General features: G+C 48.1%; 19 protein-coding genes. 8 read left to right on the top strand and 11 right to left on the bottom strand.

Annotation, left to right across the window (positions count from 1 at the left end; genetic code table 11):
• Nucleotides 1–12: 12 nt before the first annotated feature.
• From lpdA to XMD530_RS04600, 4 genes are all read left to right on the top strand, one after another.
• Complete coding sequence (gene lpdA / locus XMD530_RS04615) at nt 13–1452, top strand: dihydrolipoyl dehydrogenase (RefSeq protein WP_173483186.1); 1440 nt, start codon at nt 13–15, stop codon at nt 1450–1452.
• A 108-nt stretch (nt 1453–1560) separates the two neighbouring features.
• The gene (gene sucC, locus XMD530_RS04610; RefSeq protein ID WP_173481571.1) at nt 1561–2727 is read left to right on the top strand and encodes an ADP-forming succinate--CoA ligase subunit beta; all 1167 of its coding nucleotides are present in this window, start codon (nt 1561–1563) and stop codon (nt 2725–2727) included.
• 2 nt (nt 2728–2729) lie between these two features.
• Nucleotides 2730–3611, top strand: a complete 882-nt coding sequence (sucD, locus tag XMD530_RS04605) for a succinate--CoA ligase subunit alpha (protein WP_173506818.1) — start codon at nt 2730–2732, stop codon at nt 3609–3611.
• Nucleotides 3612–3849: 238 nt separating this feature from the next.
• The gene (locus tag XMD530_RS04600) at nt 3850–4260 is read left to right on the top strand and encodes a transposase (RefSeq protein WP_173506817.1); all 411 of its coding nucleotides are present in this window, start codon (nt 3850–3852) and stop codon (nt 4258–4260) included.
• Between the two features lie 295 nt (nt 4261–4555).
• Here the strand turns inward: XMD530_RS04600 and XMD530_RS04595 are convergent, their stop codons facing one another.
• Nucleotides 4556–5356, bottom strand: coding sequence for an alpha/beta hydrolase (locus XMD530_RS04595; protein WP_173506816.1), 801 nt, complete (start codon nt 5354–5356; stop codon nt 4556–4558).
• Nucleotides 5357–5580: 224 nt separating this feature from the next.
• On the opposite strand from XMD530_RS04595, the gene XMD530_RS04590 reads away from it, so the two are divergent.
• Nucleotides 5581–7296 (top strand): long-chain fatty acid--CoA ligase, encoded by a 1716-nt coding sequence (locus tag XMD530_RS04590; RefSeq protein WP_173506815.1) that lies wholly within the window; start codon nt 5581–5583, stop codon nt 7294–7296.
• A gap of 247 nt (nt 7297–7543) precedes the next feature.
• Here XMD530_RS04590 and pgi read toward each other — a convergent pair whose 3' ends face one another.
• Nucleotides 7544–9133 carry a glucose-6-phosphate isomerase gene (pgi, locus tag XMD530_RS04585; RefSeq protein WP_173506814.1) on the bottom strand — a complete coding sequence of 530 codons (1590 nt, stop codon included), beginning with the start codon at nt 9131–9133 and terminating at the stop codon, nt 7544–7546.
• Nucleotides 9134–9604: 471 nt separating this feature from the next.
• Between pgi and XMD530_RS04580 the strand changes: the two genes are divergently transcribed.
• Entirely contained in the window at nt 9605–10468 is an 864-nt protein-coding gene (locus XMD530_RS04580) for a porin (RefSeq protein WP_173506813.1), read from the top strand.
• Between the two features lie 86 nt (nt 10469–10554).
• A complete protein-coding gene (locus XMD530_RS04575; RefSeq protein ID WP_173506812.1) occupies nt 10555–11997 on the top strand; it encodes a glycosyltransferase family 39 protein in 1443 nt (480 codons plus the stop codon).
• A 7-nt stretch (nt 11998–12004) separates the two neighbouring features.
• Here the strand turns inward: XMD530_RS04575 and XMD530_RS04570 are convergent, their stop codons facing one another.
• From XMD530_RS04570 to gap, 9 genes are all read right to left on the bottom strand, one after another.
• A complete protein-coding gene (locus XMD530_RS04570) occupies nt 12005–13045 on the bottom strand; it encodes a LacI family DNA-binding transcriptional regulator (protein ID WP_173506811.1) in 1041 nt (346 codons plus the stop codon).
• 226 nt (nt 13046–13271) lie between these two features.
• On the bottom strand, nt 13272–14888 hold the full coding sequence (locus XMD530_RS04565; RefSeq protein WP_173506810.1) for an alpha-amylase family glycosyl hydrolase: 1617 nt from the start codon (nt 14886–14888) through the stop codon (nt 13272–13274).
• Between the two features lie 181 nt (nt 14889–15069).
• Nucleotides 15070–16407, bottom strand: a complete 1338-nt coding sequence (locus XMD530_RS04560; protein ID WP_173506809.1) for a glycoside hydrolase family 32 protein — start codon at nt 16405–16407, stop codon at nt 15070–15072.
• 192 nt (nt 16408–16599) lie between these two features.
• Complete coding sequence (locus XMD530_RS04555; RefSeq protein WP_173506808.1) at nt 16600–17751, bottom strand: carbohydrate ABC transporter permease; 1152 nt, start codon at nt 17749–17751, stop codon at nt 16600–16602.
• On the bottom strand, nt 17751–18749 hold the full coding sequence (locus tag XMD530_RS04550; protein ID WP_173483173.1) for a carbohydrate ABC transporter permease: 999 nt from the start codon (nt 18747–18749) through the stop codon (nt 17751–17753). The genes XMD530_RS04555 and XMD530_RS04550 overlap by 1 nt, the downstream gene beginning before the upstream one ends.
• Before the next feature lie 136 nt (nt 18750–18885).
• Nucleotides 18886–20244: an ABC transporter substrate-binding protein gene (locus tag XMD530_RS04545; protein WP_173494355.1), complete on the bottom strand. Its 1359-nt coding sequence runs from the start codon at nt 20242–20244 to the stop codon at nt 18886–18888.
• A 99-nt stretch (nt 20245–20343) separates the two neighbouring features.
• Nucleotides 20344–21447, bottom strand: coding sequence for a sn-glycerol-3-phosphate ABC transporter ATP-binding protein UgpC (locus tag XMD530_RS04540; RefSeq protein ID WP_173494356.1), 1104 nt, complete (start codon nt 21445–21447; stop codon nt 20344–20346).
• A gap of 420 nt (nt 21448–21867) precedes the next feature.
• Entirely contained in the window at nt 21868–23316 is a 1449-nt protein-coding gene (gene pyk, locus XMD530_RS04535) for a pyruvate kinase (RefSeq protein ID WP_173505908.1), read from the bottom strand.
• 128 nt (nt 23317–23444) lie between these two features.
• A complete protein-coding gene (gene gap / locus XMD530_RS04530; protein ID WP_173481556.1) occupies nt 23445–24449 on the bottom strand; it encodes a type I glyceraldehyde-3-phosphate dehydrogenase in 1005 nt (334 codons plus the stop codon).
• A 294-nt stretch (nt 24450–24743) separates the two neighbouring features.
• Here gap and XMD530_RS04525 point away from each other — a divergent pair, with 294 nt between their 5' ends.
• Entirely contained in the window at nt 24744–25595 is an 852-nt protein-coding gene (locus tag XMD530_RS04525) for a MurR/RpiR family transcriptional regulator (protein WP_173481555.1), read from the top strand.
• The last annotated feature ends 1 nt before the right edge of the window (nt 25596 follow it).

The raw sequence follows: 25596 nt of genomic DNA, 5'->3' as shown, positions 1-25596 counted from the left end.
TAGGAAAGAGTAATGTCTGATAAGTTTGACGTAATTGTAATCGGTGCTGGCCCTGGCGGTTACGTAGCAGCGATTCGTGCAGCACAGCTTGGTTTGAAAACAGCCTGTGTTGAAAAGTGGATTGATGAGAAGGGCGGTACTGTCCTAGGTGGTACCTGTCTAAACGTAGGGTGTATCCCATCGAAAGCGATGCTTGAAACAACCCACAAACTTCACGAAGCTCAACACGGCTTCGCGGCGCAGGGTATCGTTGCTGAGAATGTATCGATCGACCCTAAAGCGATGGTTGCTCGTAAGAATGGCATCGTTAAGAACCTAACCGGCGGTATCGCAGGTCTGTTCAAAGCGAACGGTGTCACAACCCTTGCTGGTACAGGTAAATTGCTAGCGGGTAAGCAGGTTGAAGTAACCGCTGCTGATGGCTCTGTCTCTACTTACCAGGCTGACAACGTGATCCTTGCATCAGGTTCAGTTCCTGTAGAGATCCCACCGGCACCTCTGACAGAGGGTCTAATCCTAGACAACGCCGGTGCGTTGGATATCGATGAAACCCCAGAACACCTAGGCATCATCGGTGCCGGTGTTATCGGTCTGGAGATGGGTTCTATCTGGGCTCGTTGTGGCTCTAAAGTGACCGTTCTAGAAGCGATGGATGATTTCCTAGCGCTAGCAGACCAAGACCTAGCGAAAGAGGCTAAAAAGCTTCTGACTAAACAGGGTCTAGACATCAAACTGGGTGCGCGTTGTACCGGCACTGAGATCGTTGATGGTAAAGCGGTAAAAGTGAAATACACCGATTCAGAAGGCGATAAAGAGCTTGTTGTTGATAAGCTGATTGTAGCTGTCGGTCGTCGTCCACAAACCAACGGTCTTCTAGCTGAAGACTCAGGTGTCTCATTAGATGAGCGCGGCTTCATCTTCGTTGACGAAAACTGTCGTACCGGCGCACCAGGCGTTTACGCAATTGGTGACTCAGTACGTGGCCCGATGCTTGCACACAAAGCATCAGAAGAGGGCATCATGGTTGCAGACATCATTGCGGGTCACAAAGCAGCAATGAACTACGACTGCATTCCTAACATCATCTACACTTTCCCTGAGTTGGCTTGGGTCGGTAAGACCGAACAGCAGCTTAAGGCGGAAGGTATCAAATACAAGAGTGGCAAATTCCCATTCGCAGCGTCTGGCCGTGCCATGGCAGCGAATGCGACAGAGGGCTTCGTTAAGATGCTCGCTGATGAAGCTACCGACCGTATTCTTGGTGTACACATCGTTGGTGGTATCGCCTCTGAGCTGATCGCTCAGGGTGTTATCGCTATGGAATTTGCATCAAGCGCGGAAGATCTGCAGTTGACCGTATTTGCTCACCCAACCGTGAGTGAAGCGATCCACGAAGCAGCTCTAGCAGTGGATAATCACGCTATCCACATTGCGAATCGCAAAAAGCGTTAATCGCGGAACAGGGAGCGCTTCAGGTCAAAAGCTTGAAGCGCTTTTGTTCAGATCGATGGCACGGGTAACCCCGTGTTCGTTTAACCGACCTAAATAACGGACTATAGAATGAATCTTCACGAGTATCAGGGCAAGCAGCTGTTTGCACAGTACGGTCTGCCAGTGTCACAAGGCATTGCAGTCGATACACCGGAAGCAGCCGCAGAAGCAGCCAAACAAATTGGCGGTGATAAGTGGGTTGTTAAAGCACAGGTACACGCAGGTGGCCGCGGTAAAGCGGGCGGCGTTAAACTAGTAGACTCTCCAGAAGAAGCAGCAGCTTTCGCAAAAGATAAGCTAGGTACTAATCTGGTAACTTACCAAACTGACGCGAACGGTCAGCCAGTCTCTAAAATTCTTGTTGAGACCTGCACAGACATCGCAAACGAACTATACCTAGGTGCGGTTGTTGACCGTTCATCTCGTCGTATTGTCTTCATGGCATCGACTGAAGGTGGTGTAGAGATCGAGAAAGTCGCTCACGAAACACCTGAGAAGATTCTTAAAGCAACCATCGATCCTTTGACTGGCGCGCAGCCATACCAGGGTCGTGAGCTAGCATTCAAGTTGGGTCTTGAAGGCGTTCAGATCAAACAGTTCGTCGCGATCTTCATGGGTCTTGCGAAGATGTTTGAAGAGAAAGATCTAGCTCTTCTAGAGATCAACCCACTGGTGATCACTGACGAAGGCAACCTACACTGTCTAGATGCGAAAGTCGTGATCGATGGCAACTCGGTTTACCGTCACAAAGATATCCAAGCAATGGAAGATCCATCACAAGAAGACGAGCGTGAAGCACGCGCGGCTGAGTGGGATCTTAACTACGTAGCACTTACTGGTAACATCGGTTGTATGGTTAACGGTGCTGGCCTAGCTATGGGTACTATGGACATCGTCTCTCTACACGGCGGTTTCCCAGCTAACTTCCTTGACGTTGGTGGCGGCGCGACGAAAGAGCGTGTAACCGAAGCGTTCAAGATCATCCTTGAAGACAGCAAAGTTAAAGCGGTATTGGTTAACATCTTCGGTGGTATCGTACGTTGTGACCTAATCGCAGAAGGCATCATCGGTGCTGTTAAAGAAGTGGGCGTAGAAGTTCCAGTGGTTGTTCGCCTTGAAGGTAACAACGCAGACCTCGGCTCTAAACTGCTATCTGAATCTGGTTTGGATATCATCGCGGCTACCAGCTTGACTGACGCTGCACAGCAAGCAGTTAAAGCAGCAGGAGGCAACTAATCATGTCAGTACTAATTAACAAAGATACCAAAGTAATCTGTCAGGGTTTCACGGGTGGTCAGGGTACTTTCCACTCTGAACAAGCGATCGCCTACGGCACTAAAATGGTTGGCGGTGTGACTCCAGGTAAGGGTGGCACAACTCACCTAGGCCTTCCTGTATTCAACACCGTTGCTGAAGCGGTAGAGCAGACTGGCGCAGAAGCATCAGTCATCTACGTTCCAGCGGCGTTCTGTAAAGATTCGATCCTTGAAGCGGCTAACGCTGGCATCAAGCTAATCGTATGTATTACAGAGCACATCCCAGTGATGGACATGCTTCAGTGTAAAGTGAAGTGTGACGAGCTAGGCGTGCGTCTAATCGGTCCTAACTGTCCAGGTGTCATTACACCGGGCGAATGTAAGATCGGTATTATGCCAGGTCACATCCACCTACCCGGTAAAGTGGGTATCGTTTCACGCTCTGGTACGCTAACGTACGAAGCGGTAAAACAGACTACTGACGCCGGCTTCGGTCAGTCTACTTGTGTTGGTATCGGTGGTGACCCAATCCCAGGTTCTAACTTCATCGATATCCTAGAGATGTTCCAGAAAGATCCACAGACTGAAGCGATTGTTATGATCGGTGAGATCGGTGGTTCAGCAGAAGAAGAAGCGGCTGCTTACATCAAAGCAAACGTAACTAAACCTGTTGTCTCTTACATCGCGGGTGTAACAGCGCCTCCAGGCAAACGCATGGGCCACGCTGGTGCAATCATCTCTGGCGGTAAAGGTACTGCAGACGAGAAGTTCGCAGCACTAGAAGACGCAGGCGTTAAGACTGTACGTTCACTAGCAGATATCGGCGTAGCCCTATCTGAAGTAACTGGCTGGGCAATGAAGTAATTCGTTTCTCGCGTTAAAGAAAAGCGACCCTTGGGTCGCTTTTGTGTTTTCTGGAAGACGGGGATAGGGCGGATGACAGGCTGAAGGCCAGTCACCGCAGCTCCGTAGTTAATTAAGTATTCCGGTGACTGGCTTCAGCCTGTCATCCGCTGTCAATGTAAACTCCCAACCATGATCTATACTCCAAAGAAAAAGGAGTTTAACCATGGCAAGGAAGCCAAGATTATGTCCAGCAGGTGTGCCCCAGCACATTATTCACCGCGGCCACAACCGACAATACATCTTTAAAGCCACTGCCGACTTTGAAATGTACCTCAGTAAACTCGAGTATTGGTCAGAGGAATACGCAGTTCAACTGCATGCTTGGGTGTTAATGAATAACCACATACACCTATTAGTAACGCCTAGTTCTGATGAAGGCATTTCAGAGATGATGAAACGTATCGCAGGAAGTTACGGTCGTTACTTCAATAAGCGTTATGGATTGACTGGAACGATCTGGGAAGGGCGATTTAGGAATATTCCTGTGATGAGTTCAACACATGTAGAGCAGATCAAAGCATATATCGAACAGAATCCGGTGCGGGCTGGGATTTGTGGAATGTCGTCGGAGTATCGGTGGTCTAGCGCGTTTTCTGGAAGACGGTGATGGGGCGGATGACTGGCTGAAGGCCAGTCACCGCGACTCCGTAGCCTATGCAGCGCACCGGTGACAGGCCTTCAGCCTGTCATCCGCTTTGCTGTTACGGGAAAGTTTCTGGAAAGCGCTGCCTAGCAGTTTAGCTCCATTCACTGGAAGTCGACTGATAAAGCCGATGACAGTCTAAAGACAGTCACGGCGGCTGCGTAGTTGGTTCAGCGCTCCGGTGGCAGTAATTTGCTCCTGCAATGACTCCATACAGGCCATCCATGGCCTTAACTGGCTTCAGCCTGTCATCCGCTCTCTACTCCCGCTCCAATACCCAGCGAATTGCCCGATCAACATCCTCCGATCGAAACCGCGTATGTTCTCGATCCTCAAACCCCATAAACAGCTTCGGCTCTTCAGCAGCTTCAAAAAGCGTTACACCTTGCTCGTAGGGAATGGTGTCATCATCGGTTGAGTGCAAGATCACTAAAGGCTCATGCACCTGTTGAACCTTATCAATCGAATCGAATCGATGTTTAAGCAGTAGATTAACCGGTAACCAGGGGTAGTCATCTGCCGCCATCTGGGCAATGGAGGTATAAGGCGCGGCTAGAATCACCCCTTTAAAATCGCGTTCAGTGGCCAGTTGAACCGCCACGCCAGTGCCCAGTGATTCGCCGTAGATGATCAGGTCTGATGAATTTAGATTGTGCTCTTTAGCTAACCAATCAAACACCGCACGCGCATCTTCATAAAAGCTAACCTCGCTAGGTGTACCTGTACTCTGACCAAACCCGCCCCAGCTGAAGATCAATAGCCCTCGATCACCCTCTGACAGAATGTTAATCAACCGCCCACGTGTGCTCATGTTGCGAGCATTGCCGTGCAGATAGACAAGTATCTCTTGTCCAGGCTTAGCTGGTTTATACCAAGTCTGAAGGCGGTTGCCATGTGGGGTATTGATAAAGAGCTCGCTTGCACCGGGGAATACCTTCTCAACTGATTCCGTTTCGTAGGTCGGCTTAAAGATCAAAGATTCCTGGGCAAAATACATATAGGCGCTGGCAGAAATATAGAGAAGGGCTAGTAAAGCTGATGTGCGTTTAAAAAATTTCATTGTTTTTAACCTTTAGTTTAAAAACACAATTTACTGATTATGATAGAGCGGATGACAGGCTGAAGCCGGTCACCGGTGTGCTATACAGGCTACGAAGTCGCGGTGACTGGCCTCAGCCTGTCATCCGCTCTAAAATATCTATCGCGTTATCAATTTAATAAAACCAAAGCACCAAGTTAACACTAAACGCGTATTTCCATTAAATTTATAAGAAAAAGAAAAACATGAACCTAGTATCCCGCTTCTACAAACAGGTTGATCGTTTTCAAGATCGTACTTTCCTTGGCTACAAATCTGACGGTGAGTGGAAGACGCTCTCTTGGCAACAGACGGCCGATCAAGTTTCAACACTCAGTCACTATCTAACACAGTATGGTGTCGGTAAAGACGATCGCGTTTTGATCCTCTCTGAAAACCGTCCCGAGTGGGCTGTCAGTGATTTAGCGATTATGTCTGTGGGTGCTTATGTGGTTCCCGCTTATACAGCACACACCGTTGACGATCTTCGTCACATTCTCTCTTTGACCAGCCCTAAATTCGCCATCGTCTCGTCTCAGGAGTTGGCAGATAGAGTCTTAGAGGCCAATATCAGCCATGAATGCGTCACTCATATGATTGTGATCGATCAGGGTGAGCATGATAAACCGGATTGGCATACAGAAATTCTGCCTTGGCCTGAAGCTCAACCAGGCATCGAGCGTCCAGATCTGTCAGCCATAGAAACTGACGATGTCTGTACCCTGATCTTTACTTCGGGCACTGGTGGTCACCCTAAAGCGGCGATGTTGACCCATAAGAACATTATTCATAACGTCGAAGCTGCTGCGCGAGTGTTGGATACCATACCTGTTAATGAAGAGGATCGGTTCCTCTCCTTCTTGCCACTCGCTCACGCGTACGAGCATACAGCTGGCCTGCATATGCCGATTACACAGGGTGCTGAGATCTTCTACTGCGAATCAACCGATAGGCTCGCGCAGTATCTGACAGAGGTTTCTCCATCTATAGCAACGGCGGTTCCTCGCCTCTACGACATGCTCTATGCGCGTATCAAGTCGGGTGTGGATCGCGCCAGTGGTTTTAGAAAAGGCCTCTTTTATAAGGCTTTGTCGATCGGTACGAAAAAGCTTAATGATGAAAAACTCTCGCTAATAGAAGCCATTCTTGATCCTCTATTAGAGAAATTGGTTCGTAAAAAACTGCGTGATCGTTTTGGCGGCAAGATTAAATACTTTGTTTCAGGTGGTGCACCGCTGAACCCAGAGATCGGTAACTTCTTTGCTGCTTTGGGGATTGGCATTATCCAAGGTTATGGTCAGACAGAGGCATCGCCACTGATCACCGTGAACCGTCCAGGAAACATTCGTATGTCGACCGTCGGTTTGCCGCTCGATTGTGAATTGAAGTTGGCTGACGATGGTGAGCTGTTAGTCCGTGGTGACAACGTCATGAAAGGGTACTGGCAGAATGAGTCAGCTACTGCAGTCACCATCATCGATGGTTGGTTGCATACGGGCGACCTAGCCGAAATTGATGAAGAAGGGTTTGTCTCTATTGTAGGGCGTTCGAAAGACCTTATCGTCACCTCAGGTGGTGATAACGTTGCGCCTGCCAAGCTAGAAGCGAAGCTGACGCTAGAAGAGGAGGTGGATCAAGCCGTGGTGCTTGGCGATGCCAAACCTTGGTTGTCCGCCATTATCGTTCCGTCTGAGGATCTACAAAAAGCCACAGACTCAGATGAAGAGCTAGAAAAAATCATTTCTAAAGCGGTGAAGCGTGTGAACCAAGAACTTAACGGCACCGAGCGTATCCGTAAGTTCATCGTACAACGTGAGCTCTTCTCGATTGAGAATGGGTATGTAACACCCACACAGAAGATCAAACGCTCTAAAGTGATTGAAGATAATCAAGCGGCAATTGATCGGTTGTATGGGAAGTAACTGCTAGTGCGGATGACAGGCTGAAGCCAGTCACCGGTGTGATAAACAGGCTACGGAGTCACGGTGACTGGCTTCAGCCTGTCAACCGCTTTGAAATTACGGAAAAGGCTCTGGAAAAGTATGCCTGGCAGTCTTGCTCGAATCCATGGGAGATAGCTTAAAGATCCGATGGTCGAAAATTGCTCCTGCATTTTTGGCATACTTGCCATCCATGGCATAAACAGGCTTCAGCCTGTCACGGTCAAATCTACGATTTGACGTGCTTCCTCACCAACGCCATCAGCCCCTGTGTCGACTGATCATACCCCTGCGTCGATTCACCAATCTGCTGACTGATCTCATTGGCTAAACGCTTACCTAGCTGAACACCCCACTGGTCAAACGAGTTGATGTTCCAGATCGCGCCTTGTACAAACACCTTATGCTCGTATAACGCAATAAGCGCCCCTAGGTTACGGGGGCTAATTCGATCCATTAATAATACGTTACTTGGGCGGTTACCTTGGCAGCTCTGATACTCCAACAGACCGTCTGAATCATCACCGTTCATAAAGGCATTGGCTTGTGCCAGCATGTTAGTCAGCAAGGCAAAGTGGTGCTCTTCCGTCTGCTCGTCTGCCTCAAGCGATGCGATAAAGTCGATCGGTACGAATCGTGTACCTTGGTGCAGTAACTGGAAGAAGGCATGCTGGCCATTGGAGCCTGTCTGCCCCCATACGATAGGTCCGGTTGCGTAATCTACCGGATCGCCATTGATATCAACCGACTTACCGTTTGATTCCATATCCAACTGCTGCAAAAAGGCTGGCAGTTGGTGCAGTGCCTGGTCATAAGGAATCACTGCCTGAGTTTCGGCGCCCAAAAAGTTGATGTACCAGATACCGATCAGCGCCATAATCACCGGCATGTTCTGATCCATTGGGGCTTCCACAAAGTGGCGATCCATTTCGTAGGCGCCTTCCAGCATGTCAATAAAATTGTCATACCCTATGGATAGCGCAATCGGTAGACCAATGGCTGACCAAAGAGAGTAGCGGCCACCGACCCAAGCCCAGAACTCAAAGATGTTCTCCTGGGCAATACCAAACTCCATGGCAGCCGCTTGGTTTGTAGATACAGCAACAAAGTGCTGGCTAATGTCTTCATGTCCGCCCGTCTGTTCGCGGAACCAGCGGCGTGCAGTTTTCGCATTCAGTAGCGTCTCTTGAGTAGAGAAGGTCTTAGTCGAGACAACAAACAGGGTCGACTTAGCATCCAAGTTCTTTAGTGTCTTCTTTATATGCTGACCATCAACGTTAGAGATGAAGTGGAACTTGATGTCAGGGTGGCGGAACTGAAGTAGGGCGCGAACCACCATATTAGGTCCCAAGTCGGACCCCCCAATACCAATGTTAACCACATCCGTAATGCGGTTGCCTTTATAGCCTTTCCAATCGCCGTTTCGGACTTGCTCGCTAAATACTTTTAGCTTGTCTAAGCTGGCGCGAATCTCTGGCATCACATCAACTCCGTCAACAATGACAGGTTCGTCGCCACGGTTTCGAAGGGCGGTATGAAGAACAGGGCGCTTCTCAGTAACATTAATAATGTCGCCAGAGAACATCTGTGCACGACGCTGGCGAAGAGAGGAGTGTTCAACCAAATCGATCAGTGCTTTAAAGACATCGTCATTAATTTTGTTCTTAGAGAAGTCCAAAAAGAGCTCGCCCAAGCGAACACTCATCTTATCGAAGCGTTTAGCGTCTTGCTTAAAGTAGTCGCTAATACGGTCCTCTTGAGTCTCTTGCGCGAGCTGCTCCAGCTTTTTCCAAGTCACAGATGAGGTAAGAAGATTCATTTTTGGCCCCTAAAATAAGGTTTTTTGTTTAAGTTACGTTGATTCTACGGGAATAAAGCGGTTAAATGAATATATTTACGTAAGTTTACTACATACTTTGTTGCAGTATGCATATCGGTGACTGGCTTTAGCCTGTCAACCGCTTTTCCAGCTAACTCCCCAATTTTGTTACATATTCCAAAATAAAAGGTCCTATATAACAAAATCATCTCAAAATTAACGAAACCTGAATAGCGTCTGTAAACTATTGATTATATTGATTTTTATTGTTTTTAGGCTTTTCTGAACAAAAGATTAACGAAAAAAAAAGTGAAAAACCGGGAACTTTTTGAAAAATTAGAGTTGACCCCTGTCTAGACGGGCGATAGAGTGCAACCTGTCCAAAGCCAAACGGGTTTGGTGTATTCGTACAACAAATGATGAGTTGGCCGGATATTTGAGGCTTAAATTAAAAATTCTGGAGATTTCCAAATGAAAAAAATTCTTGCAGTTGCTGTTGCAACAGCTATCTCTGCGCCAGCAATGGCTGACCTAACTATCGGTGCATCTACTGAGTACAACCTTGCGTCTGAAGACAGCAACACAACTCAGTCTATCGAAACTAACATCACTGCTACAGGTACAGCTACTTCTGAGACTGGTCTGTTCGTTAAAGCGTTCATCGAACTAGAAGCTATCGACGCAGGTGACGCTTCTAATGCTCTTGATATCGACGACAACTACTTCCAGATCGGTAACGCTGCTGCTGCTCTAACTGTTGGTCAGTTCGGTACTAAGCGTGCGTTCAAAGAAGGCGATGATTCATTTGAAGCTGCAAACGTTGTTACTAACAAACTAACAGCTGCTGAAGTTTTCAAAGGCAACTCTGACGACGATGCTGGTGATGCAGAATTCGCTCTAGATATCACTGCAGTTGAAGGTCTAGATCTTCAGATCTCTGGTAACTACACTTCAGATACTGATACTGATTCTAACATCTACGCTGCATACACTTTTGAGGGTGTTACTCTAGCGGCTAACATGCAGACTTCTGAAGTTGCTGCTGACGAAGGTTACGCTGTATCTGCTACTACTACTCTTGGTGGTGCTACAGTATCTGTATCTTTTGCTGACGGCGATGCAGACAACACAGCTACTGGTGTTACTGCTAACATGAACGGTTTCGACGTTACTTACGTTCGTTTCGAAAACGCTGATGGCGAAAGCGAAACTTCTTACTACGGCGCTTACAACGTTGGTGATCTAGGTGTTACTGGCCTAAACATCGACCTAGGTGCTGGTTCAGGTTCTGACCGTGAAACTAAAATGGGTGTTGAGGTTTCTTACTCATTCTAATTACTCTTTAGCTAGCAATAGCTAATTGTAATACCCAGTAAGAGAGGCTTTTAAGCCTCTCTTTTTTTTGCTTGATTGGAGTCTTTATGATTGGGTTTAACCGCCAAAACGCAAATATTTTATTGGCTTGTTTTTTTATTTTCTTCAATCAGTTTTCACAATATTGGGTGACTGGTGCTGCTGACTTGGATCAGTCTGAACAGTTGCTATTTAGTCAGCATTGGTCTTTAGGTTACGGTGCTCAACCGCCACTCTACACTTACATTGTCAATACAATTTTCTTCTTTACTGGAGAGAGTTTACTAGCCTTGATGATTCTAAAGGCGTTTTTACTATCCGCATTGATGCTTGTTGTAAGTGGTATAGCAACTCAATTGAGGTTTACTTCTGTTCAGCATTTCGTTGCTGTCGCCTCTTTTGTGTTCATCCCACAATTTGTTTGGGAATCTCAACGAGATTTAAGTCATTCCCCAATGGTTGCTCTGTTATCGGCCTCGCTTGTTTATGTGTTAGTTGCCATTAAAAATCACACGTCTAGAAAACTTTTTGTTGCAGTTGGACTATTAGCTGCACTAATTTTGCTAACGAAGTATTCAGCCGTCCTTGTACTAATTTCACTGTTGTTATCTTCGCTGTTGATTAAGGAATATCGTAAAAAAATTTATCACACGCCAAATCTATTCATCGCCCTAGCCGTTTTTACAATAATAATCTTACCGCATGGCATTTGGATGTTATCCAATACTGAGGTGGCCTCGGGTAGCTTGTACAAGCTGAAAATTGATGGTTATTCGCCTTGGACGGGTCTGGTAGATTCCGTTATAGCTCTGATTGCATTTTTGACACCCCTATGGATATTCGCATTGATTATTCTGGATTTTAGAGGCATCAGGAGAACAGTTGCTACGTTCACTACAGATCATAAGTTTTTAATGACTAATTTGATTGTTTCTCTTCTAGTCGTTTTTGTTTTTGTCTTGTTATCAGGAACACAAGAGATCAAAGATCGTTGGTATCAGCCTCTAATGGTTACTTTTCCTTTGTTTTTGGCTTTGTTTGCAAAAGACTTTTCTACCAAGGGAGTTAAGGTATATATAGGTCTTGTTCTGCTGTTTATGGGTTTAATTAGTTTTGCATTACCTGCTAGAACTATATTGGCTGATTCTTTAGATAAATACAGTCGACCTAATTTCCCGCTGATTGACTTGGGCAAACGTATTAATGAGGATGCATCTAAAACGGTAATCTTAGTCGATGATCGTTTGATTGGGGGTAATTTAGTTTTATCGTCCAATGGAAGAATAATCATTGCTCCAGAGAATATACATTTAGAGTCAACGACGCATGTGAACAGTGCGTTAGTGGTGTGTAAAAGTGAAAAATGTAGCGATCATGGCATTTCTAAATTGTTAACACATTTCAACTTGAATTTAGATGAGCAGACTCTTTTAGTTTATCAATCGCCTTACCGCTACTCTGATAAAGAAACATACAGATTGTATGTTTATACCGCAGTGAATGAGATCTAATTTGATGCTATGGACAAGAGTCGCCAATTAGTAATTCCGTCGGCATCACTACATCCTCACTCATACGATTCTCAATAAACAGTTTTGCTGCCATTCGGCCTTTTTCGGATGAGTGCTGTTGTACGGTGGTGATCGCTTTGGACATAGCTTGGGCTTCAGGGATGCCATCAAAACCGGTGATTCTTAGATCTTCTGGGAATTTGATACCCATCTGCAGAGCAGCACGCATGGCAGCAATGGCCATAACGTCGGATTGGCACAGGAGTAGGTCAGGTCGTTTGGGTTGGCTTAGTACTTGATAAACCAGTTTGAACGCTTCGTCATAGTCGTTAACGTGTAGGTTCCAGATCTGATCCACTGGACGCTCGATTCCCGCTTCATCAAAGGCATCGAAGTAGCCGTTAAGGCGATCCAGTGAGAGACGTAGGCCAACGGTTTTTAGGGTCTCTTCATTAGTTTGGCTGATACCATCATCGGATGTGATGCGCAGTGCCAGTATTGCAGGATTCTTCGGTGTCTGTTTCAGTGCATGTTTAGCGATCTGGTAGCTCGCTTCGCGGTTGTCGATATTAACCGACCCATAGCCCTCTATCTTATGATCCACAACAATCAGACGTTTCTGCTGACGTTTTAGATGCTCCAGTGTTGGGCCTGGCGGAATGAAGCCGTAGACAATGAACCCATCCACCATCGATTCGTGCAGGCGCTGACGGTTGGCGTGATCCAAATCCCTGGCCGAGAGCAGCAGCATATTGAGATGCGCCTTATCGAACTCATCGGCCAAGCCTGAAAGGAAATGACTAGCGACGTAGTCGTTCATTGAGTAGGCAAGACGATCAGTTAAGACAATGCCGACGACACCTGAACGACCCGTTCGCAGATAGCGCCCAGCAGCGCTAGGGCCGACGTAACCGAGCTCTTGGCACTGCGCCAAGATTTTGGTGCGAAGCGCTTCTGAGAGCTGATCAGGGCGGTTAAAGGCGTTTGAGATGGTGGCTGTAGAGACACCAATCGCTTTCGCCACCTCTTTTATTGTCATTTTTTTCATAATCATCTCTACCCGTTGGAGCCTTATCGTTTCTACCCGTTGGAGCCTTATCGAAGATGAGGCGATCGGTTTGACTAGTACTCCCCGTAATTTGCAAGCGGATGACAGGCTGAAGCCAGTCACCGGTGCATTTACAGTGACAGTAATTTGCTCCTGCAATTACTGCATACAGTCCATCCTTGGACTTAACAGGCTTTTAGCCTGTCATCTGCTGTCTCGATTTACTTCAAACCTCTGCAAACAACGCCTGATAGGGCGGCAGTACCATCGCACCATTTTCGTATCTTCCGCTAAAACCGTGCTCGGTTAACACTGAGTTGATCGCTCCGCTGTAGGGCACCGTTAACTCTTTACTGGTCATATTGATCGCAACTAACAGTGACTGTTCCTCAGATTGACGCGTGAATACAAAGGCTTCGCCTGTCTCTTCAATAAGTTCTATATCACCTTGAATCAGTGCCGGCTGTTGCTGGCGCCATTGAATGAACTGACGCATTTTCTGAAGCAATGAGTCGTTCTGCTGTTCCTGCGTCTCAACAGACAGTGGTAGATGTCTTGGATCGACTGGTAGCCATGGCTTAGTGTTCGAGAAGCCCGCTTGCTCGCTGTTATCCCAAGCCATTGGGGTACGACAGCCATCACGGCCTTTGTATTCGGGCCAGAATTCTATGCCATAGGGATCTTGTAGAGCTTCAAATGGGACATCCGCTTCTGGTAGCCCAAGCTCTTCGCCTTGATAGAGACAGACGCTACCGCGCAGGCTCATTAGCATGGCCATGGAAACGAGTGGGAATTGGTTTGGATCCTCTTGCTCACCCCAGCGTGTCGCGCTGCGCTTCACGTCATGGTTGGATGCCGCCCAACAGGGCCAAGCATCACCCGCGTTCGCTTTAAAGGTAGTTATCACTTGACGGAAGTAGTCAGCACTGTGTTCTGATGACAACAGGTCAAAGGTGTAGGCCATGTGCAGCTTATCACCACCGGCCGTATACTCAGCCATACGTTGCAGTGGATCAGTATGGTCGACGCCGATCTCACCGACCATGCTGCGATCCTCATACTCATTGAGCAGGTCTCGCATCGCTTTCAGGAAGTTCAGGTTTTCCGGCTGACTTAAATCGTACTGGTGAGTTTGGCGAACATATGGGTTCGAAGCGTCAACACTGTTAATGTACGGCATGCCCTCTGGATGAGGAGGGTTATTCTCTAGCCCAGCGCTATGGTAGTAGAGGTTCACGGTGTCCAAACGGAAGCCATCAACACCCAAATCTAACCAGAAGCGCATGTTATCCAAGTTTGCTTGGAACACCTCTGGGTTGTGGAAATTAAGATCCGGCTGGCTCGTTAGGAAGTTGTGCAGGTAGTACTGCTGGCGCTGGGTATCCCACTGCCATGAAGAACCGCCAAAGATCGATAGCCAGTTATTGGGCGGTGTGCCATCCGGTTTTGGATCGGCCCAGACATACCAGTCGGCTTTCGGATTGGTTCTATTAGATCGGCTTTCGGTAAACCAGGGGTGTTGATCCGAGGTGTGTGATAGCACCTGATCGATCATAACTTTTAACCCCAGTTCGTGTGCGCGAGCAACCAGCGCTTTGAAGTCATCAAGCGTGCCAAACATAGGGTCGACATCACAGTAGTCAGAGACGTCGTAGCCAAAGTCTTTCATCGGTGACTTGAAGAAAGGGGAGAGCCAGATGGCATCAACGCCTAGTGAAGCGATGTAATCCAGCTTGGATGTGATACCGGGAAGATCACCAATCCCGTCGCCGTTGGAGTCCATATAACTGCGAGGATAGATTTGGTAGATGATACCGCCTTTCCACCAGGGGTTGTTGCTCATAGTGTTGTCTCTACTGTTTTCTATTATTGCGGATGACAGGCTGAAGCCAGTCACCGGTGTTTCTTTTCGGGTGACTGGCCTTCAGCCTGTCACCCAGCTTTTGTTGGAGCCTTATCGAAGATGAGGCGATCCCAGATCTTTTTAAAGCTTCGCGACCTTTTAAGGACGCTCCAACACTCTTTTAAGTGCGCTCTGGAAACGACCTTTGCGTAATACTCATCAATCCATCGGCCAGTAGCATCTCTAGCCCTGCTTCACTGAATATCCACTCAACCTGTAGCGACCCGTTTACATTCAATTCCCGGCTGTATTGATGTGAAAAGTGTTCGTTTAGGGTTTCATCATCGGTATTCACAGAGCGGCTAATACTTATCTGGTAACGCTCTTCTGTTCGCGTGATCTCAATTCGATGCGCTTCATCGTGTGAAGCAATATAGGCTGATTCACCCTCGTTCAAATTCATTTGAGTGCTCTGGTGTTTGCCCTCGCTCAACCTAATAGAGTCGGTTGGCTGAATGGCCTCGGCTTCTGAACGACTCGCAAACTGTTGTGCAATTCTTAATCCATCAGCGGTCTCTATCAGTCTTAACTGACGGGGTAGAGTCATCTGGCCATTGGTGACCGAGCAGGGGAGTTCATTGGCGTAGCGCCAGTTGCTAAACCAAGAGATGGCCTGTCGTTGTTGATTGGGGGCGTCTGACCAGCTCTGTGTCGCATAGTAGTCGCGCCCCTCATCTAACAGCAAAACCGTGCCGGCCGGGTTTCGGTTAGTAAACTGTATTCCGTCAAAGTCACCGATAAAGTATTGGGTGTACGAACCGTAGTGGATGTCGGGTGTCATACCAATTCCCACTACCAATACCCAAGCGGTTAGACCATTCTCGGTGGTCAGTTCGAATAGATCAGGGCACTCCCAAGGGTGCCATTCGTGTGCCCCTTGGCCTTCTCCAAACTCTGAGCAGAAGCTCCAATCGAGCAGATTTTTGGAACGGTAGAAAGAGATGGTTTGACGTGTTGCCAGACACATAATCCAGTGCTGACTCTCTTCGTGCCAAAAGACTTTAGGGTCACGGAAGTCAGAAAAACCGGGGTTGCTCAAAACAGGGTTGTTTGAATATTTGGTCCAGGTCTCACCACTGTCGCTAGAGTAGGCGATGCATTGATCTTGCTCGTAGTCGCGATCAAACCCCTCTTTGTCACGATGAGCGGTATAGAAAGCGATCAGGCCCACTTGGCCATCAAATAGGCCCGAGTCATCCTTCCAATCGACAATGGCGCTTCCAGAGAAGCACATACCCTGTTCGTCAGGCTCTAAGGCAATGGGTTTATGCTGCCACTGATTCAGATCGGAGCTGACGGCATGTCCCCAGTGCATAGGGCCCCAGGTCAGTCCTTCTGGGTAGTGCTGGTAGAAGAGGTGGTAACGACCGTCAAAATAGACCAAGCCGTTTGGATCGTTGATCCAACCGCGCGGAGCTTTGAAATGCTCGGGTAGTGTTTGGTCTGGTTTGTTGGTCATGTTTTATTCGCTGTTTTGGTGACAGGCTGAAGCCAGTCACCTTTGTTTTTTTAATTCACCAGTGACAGGCTAAAGCCAGTCACCTAATTCAGTTCATATCAACAGTGACTGGCTTTAGCCTGTCATCTGCTTTCTCAGTGATTTCCATACAGTGGATGACAGGCTGAAAGCCAGTCACCGCCAAAGGCTGGCTTAGCCTTTCACTGATCCTGCTACTAAGCCGCGTACAAAGAATCGTTGCAGTGCAAAGAAGACGAGCAGCGGCAAGATAATACTGATGAAGGCGCCAGAGGTTAGCACTTCCCAGTTGGAACCGCGGGTGCCGAGTAGGGCACGCAGTTGGGCAGTCAGTACAATCTGATCTTCGCCCTGTCCTAGGAATACCAGTGCCACCAACAGGTCATTCCAAACCCAAAGGAACTGGAAGATCGTGAAACTGGCCAGTGCTGGGAGAGACAGTGGCAGAATGATTCTAGTGAAGACCTGGAAGTGGCTAGCTCCATCGACACGGGCGCTCTCAATCAAATCACCCGGCAGACTTTTCATATAGTTACGCATTAGGTAGATCGCCAACGGCAAGCCGAAGCCGGTGTGCGCCATCCAGACACCGGGGTAGCCCTTACTCTCAAAGCCAAACATCTGACCTAGGTCTGAGTAGAGGCGCAGCAGTGGGACCAGCGAGGTTTGTAGCGGCACGACCAATAGACCGATAACCACAGCGAACAGCCACTCACGACCTGCAAACTGCATCCAGCTGAAGGCGTAGGCCGCAAAGGCTGCGATCAGAACCGGAATGACGGTCGCTGGGATGGTTACGGCCAGTGTATTCAGAAACGCCTGACCGATTTTGCCTTTATCCAAGACGTTGTCGTAGTTCTCTAGCGTAAAGCGTGGCGGTTGACCGTAGGCGAAGAATATACGTTTACCACGACTGCCGGTAATCTCTTTGTCCTGGACATAGGTGTAGCTACCGTCACTGTTAACCGTTAGCTGCGCACCATTTTTTAGCGTCGCTGTCTCACCGGCTGGAACCTCTTCTGGATCCCGTGAACTGCTGCCGAACGCCAAAACGTTTGTGAACACAGTGCCATCGTCAGCCGTTAGTTGGCCGCTTAAGACAAACTGACCGTCGATCTGTTGTTGTGTCTCAGGTAGATCGGTTCGAGCAAAGGTGACCTGTTTTGACTCATTAAACGAGGTCCACCAGCCCGATGCCGCCAACTGATCTTTGTCACGAATAGAGCTGACAAACAGACCCAGTGTTGGGACTAGCCAAAGAATAACTAGGGCGGTTAGTGCGGTGCCGTTAAAGAACCTTGGCAAGAAAGAAGATTGTGTACTCATTAGCGTCCTGCCTCATCTTTACGGAAACGGTAGATGTTCCAAGCCATGATCGGGGTAACCGACAGCATAATAATGATGGCAATGGCACTGCCTCGGCCAAAGTCACCGGCGCCTCGGAACATCCAGTCATACATTAGGTTGGCCAATACTTGGGTTTCCCACTGACCATTGGTCATCGCCAAGACGATGTCGAATACTTTCAAGACCAGAATGGCGATGGTGGTCCATACCACGATGACCGTTGGCATGATCTGGGGTAGTGTTATTCGGAAGAATAGCTGACGACGGTTAGCGCCATCGATGATCGCAGCCTCTAGTGTCTCTTCAGGAACGCTACGAAGCGCTGCACCTAAAATCACCATCGCAAAACCGGTCTGAATCCAAATTAGGATGACCATCAGCAGTACAGAGTTCCAGATCTCCATCGATAACCAGAACTGCGGTTCCCCACCAAACGCCACCACAATGGCGTTGAGAATGCCGATTTGAGTATCGCCTTCACCGTTATAGTGATAAACGAACTTCCAGATAACCGAGGCACCGACGAATGAGATCGCCATCGGCATGAAAATGATCGATTTGGCGATGGTGCCGAATTTGGCACGATCGGCTAACACAGCTACTGCGAGACCAAAAACAGTAGAGAGTGTAGGCACAATGATCAGCCAAAGTAGGTTATTACGCAGCGTAATGTGGAACTGTCCATCATTAAACAGCCAAGCGTAGTTGGACCAGCCAACAAACTCTGTGGAGTCGGAGTTTTGGAACGACAACCACAGGGTTTCGAAAACAGGGTAGACAAGGTAGAGCGTCAAGAAGAAGAGTGCCGGCCCCGCAAATAGCCATGGGCGGATTTTCTCGCGAAGTACCTCTTTGTTAGCGCGTGATGATTTTGAAATCAGCGCATCTAGAATCCAGTTGCTGCCCCAGAAGTAGATAATAACCGCCGATACACCAATAAGGATCGCGATTAGGGCAGAGTAGATCTGTTCAGTCATAGTGGTCTCAATATGAGTCGATCAGAGAGTGGGATCAGACCTTGAGTCTGATCCCTCTTTTGAATCGCGACCTCTGCGAGATCGCTCCTACAAGAGTGTAGGAGCTTTATCGCAGATGAAGCGAAGGTGGGCGCTATTACTTGATAGCATCCCAAGCTTTTTGGATGTCGGTCGTCACTTCTTCAGCCGATTTGCCTGAAGTGAAGTCAACCATACCTGTCCAGAATGCACCGGCACCGATAGCACCTGGCATTAGGTCAGACGCATCGAAGCGGAAGGTTGTTGCATTCAAGAAGATCTCACCTTGCTTACGTAGCGTGTCGCTTGAGTAAGCTTCAAGCTTCGCGCCTTTGTGTGGTGTTAGGAAGCCTTGGCCAGCCATCCACAACTCGTGTGCGATTGGTGAAGTCAGGTAGTCCATGAAGACTTGTGATTCTGGTGAGTCCTTCATCATCGTGATCAACGTACCACCGCCAAGAACAGGGTTACCTAGATCTTTGCTTTCGTACGATGGGAAGTAGAAGAAGTCAGAATCTGTACCGATAGTCTCTTTGTACTGATCTGGGAAGAATGCAGGGATGAACGACGCCTGACGGTGCATGTAACACTTAGGTGGTGTATCGAACAAACCTTTTGGTGAGTCACCGAAGAAGATCGAAGCAACAGCAGAAGATGAACCATCCACGTAGTCGTCGTTCAGCACGAACTGACCGAAGGTGTTCATGACTTCAATCACTTTAGGATCGTTGAATGGCATCTCGTTTGAAACCCACTGATCGTAGACAGACGGTGGCTGAGTGCGAAGCATTAGATCTTCCATCCAGTCCGTACCAACCCAACCGGTTGCACCGCCAGACTCCATGCCGATACACCAAGGTGTGCCGCCATCTTTTACAATCTGATCAGATAGAGCAATAAGCTCTTCCATCGATTGTGGGATTTCGTAACCCATCTCTTCAAAGTTCTCTGGTACGTACCAAACGAGTGACTTCAAGTTAACGTTGTATGGAAGACCAAACATCGCCTCTTTGCCGTCAGCGCCTTTGTAAGTACCTAGATCAACCCAGCTTTGGCCTGCTGCGTAGTTAGTTGCTACCGCTTGCTCAACACTGTCAGATAGAGCGACTAGGTTACCCTGTGATGCTAGCTCAGACACGGTACCAGGTTGTGGCCATGCTGCTAGGTTGGGTGGGTTGCCCGCTTTCATATCAACTAGAACAAGCTGTTCGAAGTCGTTAGAGCCGTTGTATTCAACAGTCGCGCCGGTCGCTTCTTCGAAGTAGGCAATCACTGTGCGAAGGTTAGCTTCGTCACCATCGATCCATGGGCCGTCAAAGCGAATTGTTTTGCCATTTAGATCCATCTTTTCGAATTTTGACAGTGAATCCCAAGAGAAACGGTTGTCTGCTTTATCGAACTTTAGACCTTCAGCTGCCGCTGTGCCTGAAAGAGTAGCAAGTGCGATTGCTACCGAAAGAGTCTTACGTAGAGTCATCAGGGTAAACCTCTGTTTTGATTTTATTGTGTGAGCGGCTTGCACTATGCCGGGTGCTCAACCCGTGAAAATCATGCCGAATGCACGAAACTCAAATTCTTATTCAACCGGAAGCACACGCTGATCGTTCTGATCAAACAGGTGACAACGTTCAACCGGAATGCCGAGCTTTAATGTTTGGCCGCTCTTTGCAGTGACATCGCCATCAGCGACAACAACAACGGGTGATTCCAAACCTTCCAAATCCATATATATCATGCACTGGTCACCAAGATGCTCGACATGGCTGACGGTGCTCTCAATAAAGAGATCGCCGCTACCATCTACTGTTAGGTGTTCTGGGCGAATGCCAAGTGCGGCTTTATCGCAGGCAAAAGCATCAGTTTGGCGCTCTAGCGTCAGAGAGTGACCATCAAGAGAGATCGTGATCTGATTTTTCTCGACTGCATCGACACTCACTTCTAGGAAGTTCATCTTCGGTGAGCCAATGAAACCAGCGACAAAACGGTTAGCAGGGCGGTGGTACAGTTCCAGTGGCGCACCCACCTGCTCAATGCGGCCTGCGCTTAGAACGACGATTTTGTCTGCAAGCGTCATCGCTTCGATCTGATCGTGAGTCACGTAGATCATAGTGTTCTTTAGCGTACCGTGAAGACGAGCAATTTCGATACGCATCTGAACACGTAGTGCCGCATCTAAATTAGAAAGAGGCTCGTCGAAAAGGAAGACTTTAGGCTCACGAACTATGGCGCGACCTATAGCAACACGTTGGCGCTGGCCACCTGATAGAGCTTTAGGCTTACGATCCAGTAGATGATCCAGTTGCAGAGTCTTAGCCACTTCAGTTACGCGGCTGCGGATCTCATCCTTAGGCATGCCAGAGAGTTCAAGACCAAACGCCATGTTGTGGTAGACGGACATGTGCGGATAGAGCGCATATGACTGAAAGACCATGCCGATGCCACGCTCTTTAGGTGTGTGATCGTTGACGCGCTCACCAGCGATATTCAGGTCGCCTGAAGAGATCTCTTCAAGTCCTGCAATACAACGAAGTAGGGTTGATTTACCACAGCCTGAAGGCCCAACGAATACCACAAACTCACCGTCGGTGATGTCGAGATTAACATCATGAAGAATGTGGACCGGCGTTTTGCTTTTTTCGCCGTAAATTTTGTTTAGGTTGCTCAGATTGACCGATGCCACCAAAAACCTCCAGTTGCTTATTATTAATACTGCTTCCTGCAGTTATAAGATTATGCAAAACAGACGTTTTACTTAATCGATTTAGTAGCTACGTAATTTAGTCAGGGAACGATTAAGAAACAAGTCAAAAATGCCTCTTAACGGGTTCTTAAATTTTTTGCAGTGCGTTAAGAGTGTGGCGTAGGAAAGCGTTGGAGCGGTCTTGAAAAGGCCGCGAATCGGCTTATTTTTTTCAGTTCGCTTAGCCTTAGGCTAGCTCCTACATAACTACTTAGCGGTGTAGGAGCTAGCCCTGGGTGAAGCGAGAAGGCTATCGCCTCATCTTCGATAAGGCTCCAACAAAAATGGGCCAGACTGTTGGTCTGACCCATTCAATAAATAAGGGTGTCAGGCTGAAGCCAGACACCTAACGTGATGTGGTTACTTAATATTCGGTCCGACACGAACGATCTTCATGGTGTTGGTACCACCCTGAGCGTTGACGTAGTCGCCCTTAGTAATCAAGACGATATCACCCTCTTTTACTACCTTACGACGCTGTAGCTCTTCAACAGCACGTTGGTTGATCTCTTCGTTGGGAACCGCTTCTGAATCAAATGGAACGGTTTTAACGCCACGGTAGAGTGCCACGCGGGTCTGTGTCTTTGGATTCTTTGAGAAGGCGAAGATCGGTAGGCCAGAGCGAATGCGTGACATCAGAAGGGGTGTAGCCCCTGATTCAGTCATAGAAATAATCGCAGTGACACCCTCTAAGTGGTTAGCCGTATACATAGCCGCCAAGGCGATCGATTCATCGATTTTGTGGAACCGCTCGTTCATACGGTGTTTAGAAACTTGAGATTGACGATTCTTCTCAGCGCCAATAATGACGCGAGACATCGCCTCGACGGTCTCTATTGGGAATTCACCAGCGGCGGTTTCTGCTGAAAGCATTACAGCATCGGTTCCATCTAGAACAGCGTTGGCTACGTCAAAAACCTCTGCACGTGTCGGCATTGGGCTGGAGATCATCGACTCCATCATCTGCGTTGCTGTGATTACGGTGCGATCCAGTGTGCGTGCACGATCGATGATCAATTTCTGAATACCGATCAGTTCTGCATCGCCGATCTCTACGCCCAGGTCGCCACGAGCCACCATGACGCTGTCGGATGCCAGAATGATCTCATCGATATTTTCGACACAGCTAACCGTCTCTGCCCGCTCGATCTTGGCAACAATACCTGCGTCACCACCGGCCGCATTCATCAGTTCGCGCGCTTCTGTGATGTCAGCACCTGAGCGAGGGAAGGAGACCGCTAGGTAGTCCACATCGATCTCTGCTGCGGTAATGATGTCTGCCTTATCTTTTTCAGTCAGAGCGGCCGCTGAAAGGCCACCGCCCTGTAGGTTGATGCCCTTATTGTTTGAGAGTGGGCCACCCACGGTCACTTCACACTCTAAGCGGTTTAGCTTCTTCTCAACAACGCGCATCTGTACACGACCGTCATCAAGCAGTAGCACATCACCTGGTTTACAATCTTCTACCAGTTGCTCGTAGTCGATACCAACAGCCTCTTGTGTGCCGGCCGTTTTGTCCATGCTTGAGTCCAGAGCAAAACGATCACCCACTTTGAGATGGATCTTAGTGTCTTTGAATCGAGCAATACGAATCTTAGGGCCTTGTAAGTCACCCAGGATCGCAACGAATCGACCCGCTTTAGCGGCTGCTTCGCGAACCATTGCTGCGCGCTTCTTGTGATCATCCGCCTCGCCGTGCGAGAAGTTTAATCGGACAACGTTCACACCCGCTTGAACGAGGCGTTCAAGTACCTCTGGTGAATCGGTTGCTGGGCCAAGGGTAGCGACAATTTTGGTTCTGCGTTGCATCTTAAATCCTTAAGCAATCTGCTTTCGGTGGGTAAGCAGGGCTAACCGGTGTTAGCCCTCAGTTGTAGATAGTTGTAGAGATCTTATACCACGATTAGATGGCGTTTGTATGAAATGGTTGTTCAGTTTTATTGAGCAACGACTTTAGCAAAACGAAGCATGTTACAAGTGTAGCCATACTCGTTGTCATACCAAGCGACCACTTTCACAAAGGTATCGTCCAGTTGGATGCCAGCCTTGCAGTCGAAGATCGATGACTTGTTACAACCACGGAAATCCGTTGCAACAACGGCATCATCAGTAAAGCCTAGCGTTTCACCCAGAGCACCTGTCTCTGAAGCTTCACGCATTGCGCAGCAGATATCCTCGTAGCTCGCTTCACTGTTTAGCTCAACGGTCAGGTCAACGACTGAAACGTCTGTTGTTGGTACACGGAATGCCATACCGGTAAGTTTGCCGTTGAGTTCAGGAAGTACCACACCCACTGCCTTCGCTGCACCAGTTGAGGAGGGGATGATGTTCTCTAGAATGCCGCGACCGCCACGCCAATCTTTAGCCGATGGTCCGTCGACGGTTTTTTGAGTCGCTGTAGCAGCGTGAACGGTTGTCATCAGACCACGTTTCACACCCCATTTATCGTTTAGGACTTTAGCCACAGGCGCAAGACAGTTGGTTGTACATGAGGCTGCAGAGACAATCGCTTGGCCTGCGTAGGTTTCGTGGTTTACGCCGTAAACAAACATCGGTGTGCCGTCTTTAGAAGGGGCTGACATGACGACTTTCTTAGCGCCTGCTTCAATATGTTTTTGACAACCCTCTTCAGTTAGGAAAAAACCAGTACACTCAAGGACGAGATCGACATCGATATCACCCCAAGCAAGATCAGCAGGATCGCGTTCAGCGGTTAGGCGGATGGTTTTGCCGTTAACAATTAGGTTGCCATTGTCGGTTTGGATATCGCCTTTAAATTGACCGTGCACTGAGTCGTATTTCAGCATGTAAGCCAGGTATTCAGACCCAAGCAGGTCGTTAATACCAACCACCTCAATATCACCATTGAACTCTTGGTAGATTGCACGGAACGCCATGCGGCCGATACGGCCAAAACCGTTAATGCCAACGCGAATTGTCATTTCAAAACCCTCGTAACTAATTTTATTATCAGTTTATGTTGTAAATTTACGTACAGTTTTGCCGACTTTCGTCTAAAGTTCAATCGTATCGGTTATAAAATTCCTATTCTTTTTTGCAATAATGACCCTATTTATAGCGTATATAGCCAATTTTCATAGGGTTTACGCTATTTAAGGCTGCTCTCATAAAAGTTATTAACTTACGTAATTTCTTTTAATTCGTAAGTTTTTTACTAACCTTTGGTGTGTTAAAGTAACTTAATTAGATTTTGATGAAATTTGTTGAGGTAGCTAATGCCATCTAACATCATGCAGCAGATCAGTGCAGAGCTTGAGTCGCTGAACCGATCCGAGCGTAAAGTCGCTGAAGTCATTCTTGCAGACCCGCAGGCGGCGACAAGATCCTCTATTGCCGTATTAGCTCGCGCTGCTCAGGTGAGTGAGCCGACGGTTAATCGTTTTTGTAAACGTTTCAATACAGCCGGTTTCCCAGATTTTAAACTGCATCTAGCTCAGGCGTTAGCCCACGGTGTTCCTTATGTTAGCCGCAGTGTCGAACCTGATGACGACTCAGAGAGTTACACCAACAAGATCATCGACGCGACCATTGCTGCGTTGGTCACTGCTAAGAAGACCGTTGATCCGCAGATGATCAATCTAGCGGTTGATCAGTTGATTCAGGCTAAGCAGATCATGTTTTTTGGCTTAGGTGCCTCTTGGCCGGTTGCCCAAGATGCGCAGCACAAGTTCTTCCGCTTTAACATCCCAGTCGTCGCCTACGACGACGTATTAATGCAGCGTATGACGGCAGCTGCTTCCTCTACGGGCGATGTTATTGTCATTATCAGTTACACCGGTCGTACTCGTGAGTTAGTTGATATTGCTGAGCTAGCCCGTGCGAGTGGTGCCACCGTGGTTGGCATTACCGCACCGAATTCACCACTGGCACAGCACTGTTCTATTGTTGTTGAGGTTGATGCACCAGAAGATACCGATGTCTACATGCCAATGACCTCTCGTATTATGCACCTGACCGTAATCGATATACTGGCGACGGGTGTCACGTTACGTCGCGGACCGGACTTCCTTAAGCACCTCAAGAACATCAAAGACTCATTAAAAGAGACACGTTACCCAGCAAAATAGG

Source organism: Marinobacterium sp. xm-d-530 (assembly GCF_013283365.1).
Lineage (GTDB): Bacteria > Pseudomonadota > Gammaproteobacteria > Pseudomonadales > Balneatricaceae > Marinobacterium_E.
The sequence above is the reverse complement of the archived record's forward strand: the minus strand, read 5'-3'. Positions and strand labels throughout refer to the sequence as shown.

What these genes read in the sequence shown, in the direction of transcription:
- lpdA (WP_173483186.1), top strand. Translation starts at nt 13, where the DNA reads ATGTCTGATAAGTTTGACGTAATTGTAATCGGTGCTGGCCCTGGCGGT.
- sucC (WP_173481571.1), top strand. Translation starts at nt 1,561, where the DNA reads ATGAATCTTCACGAGTATCAGGGCAAGCAGCTGTTTGCACAGTACGGT.
- sucD (WP_173506818.1), top strand. Translation starts at nt 2,730, where the DNA reads ATGTCAGTACTAATTAACAAAGATACCAAAGTAATCTGTCAGGGTTTC.
- XMD530_RS04595 (WP_173506816.1), bottom strand. Translation starts at nt 5,356, where the DNA reads ATGAAATTTTTTAAACGCACATCAGCTTTACTAGCCCTTCTCTATATT.
- XMD530_RS04590 (WP_173506815.1), top strand. Translation starts at nt 5,581, where the DNA reads ATGAACCTAGTATCCCGCTTCTACAAACAGGTTGATCGTTTTCAAGAT.
- pgi (WP_173506814.1), bottom strand. Translation starts at nt 9,133, where the DNA reads ATGAATCTTCTTACCTCATCTGTGACTTGGAAAAAGCTGGAGCAGCTC.
- XMD530_RS04580 (WP_173506813.1), top strand. Translation starts at nt 9,605, where the DNA reads ATGAAAAAAATTCTTGCAGTTGCTGTTGCAACAGCTATCTCTGCGCCA.
- XMD530_RS04575 (WP_173506812.1), top strand. Translation starts at nt 10,555, where the DNA reads ATGATTGGGTTTAACCGCCAAAACGCAAATATTTTATTGGCTTGTTTT.
- XMD530_RS04570 (WP_173506811.1), bottom strand. Translation starts at nt 13,045, where the DNA reads ATGAAAAAAATGACAATAAAAGAGGTGGCGAAAGCGATTGGTGTCTCT.
- XMD530_RS04565 (WP_173506810.1), bottom strand. Translation starts at nt 14,888, where the DNA reads ATGAGCAACAACCCCTGGTGGAAAGGCGGTATCATCTACCAAATCTAT.
- XMD530_RS04560 (WP_173506809.1), bottom strand. Translation starts at nt 16,407, where the DNA reads ATGACCAACAAACCAGACCAAACACTACCCGAGCATTTCAAAGCTCCG.
- XMD530_RS04555 (WP_173506808.1), bottom strand. Translation starts at nt 17,751, where the DNA reads ATGAGTACACAATCTTCTTTCTTGCCAAGGTTCTTTAACGGCACCGCA.
- XMD530_RS04550 (WP_173483173.1), bottom strand. Translation starts at nt 18,749, where the DNA reads ATGACTGAACAGATCTACTCTGCCCTAATCGCGATCCTTATTGGTGTA.
- XMD530_RS04545 (WP_173494355.1), bottom strand. Translation starts at nt 20,244, where the DNA reads ATGACTCTACGTAAGACTCTTTCGGTAGCAATCGCACTTGCTACTCTT.
- pyk (WP_173505908.1), bottom strand. Translation starts at nt 23,316, where the DNA reads ATGCAACGCAGAACCAAAATTGTCGCTACCCTTGGCCCAGCAACCGAT.
- gap (WP_173481556.1), bottom strand. Translation starts at nt 24,449, where the DNA reads ATGACAATTCGCGTTGGCATTAACGGTTTTGGCCGTATCGGCCGCATG.
- XMD530_RS04525 (WP_173481555.1), top strand. Translation starts at nt 24,744, where the DNA reads ATGCCATCTAACATCATGCAGCAGATCAGTGCAGAGCTTGAGTCGCTG.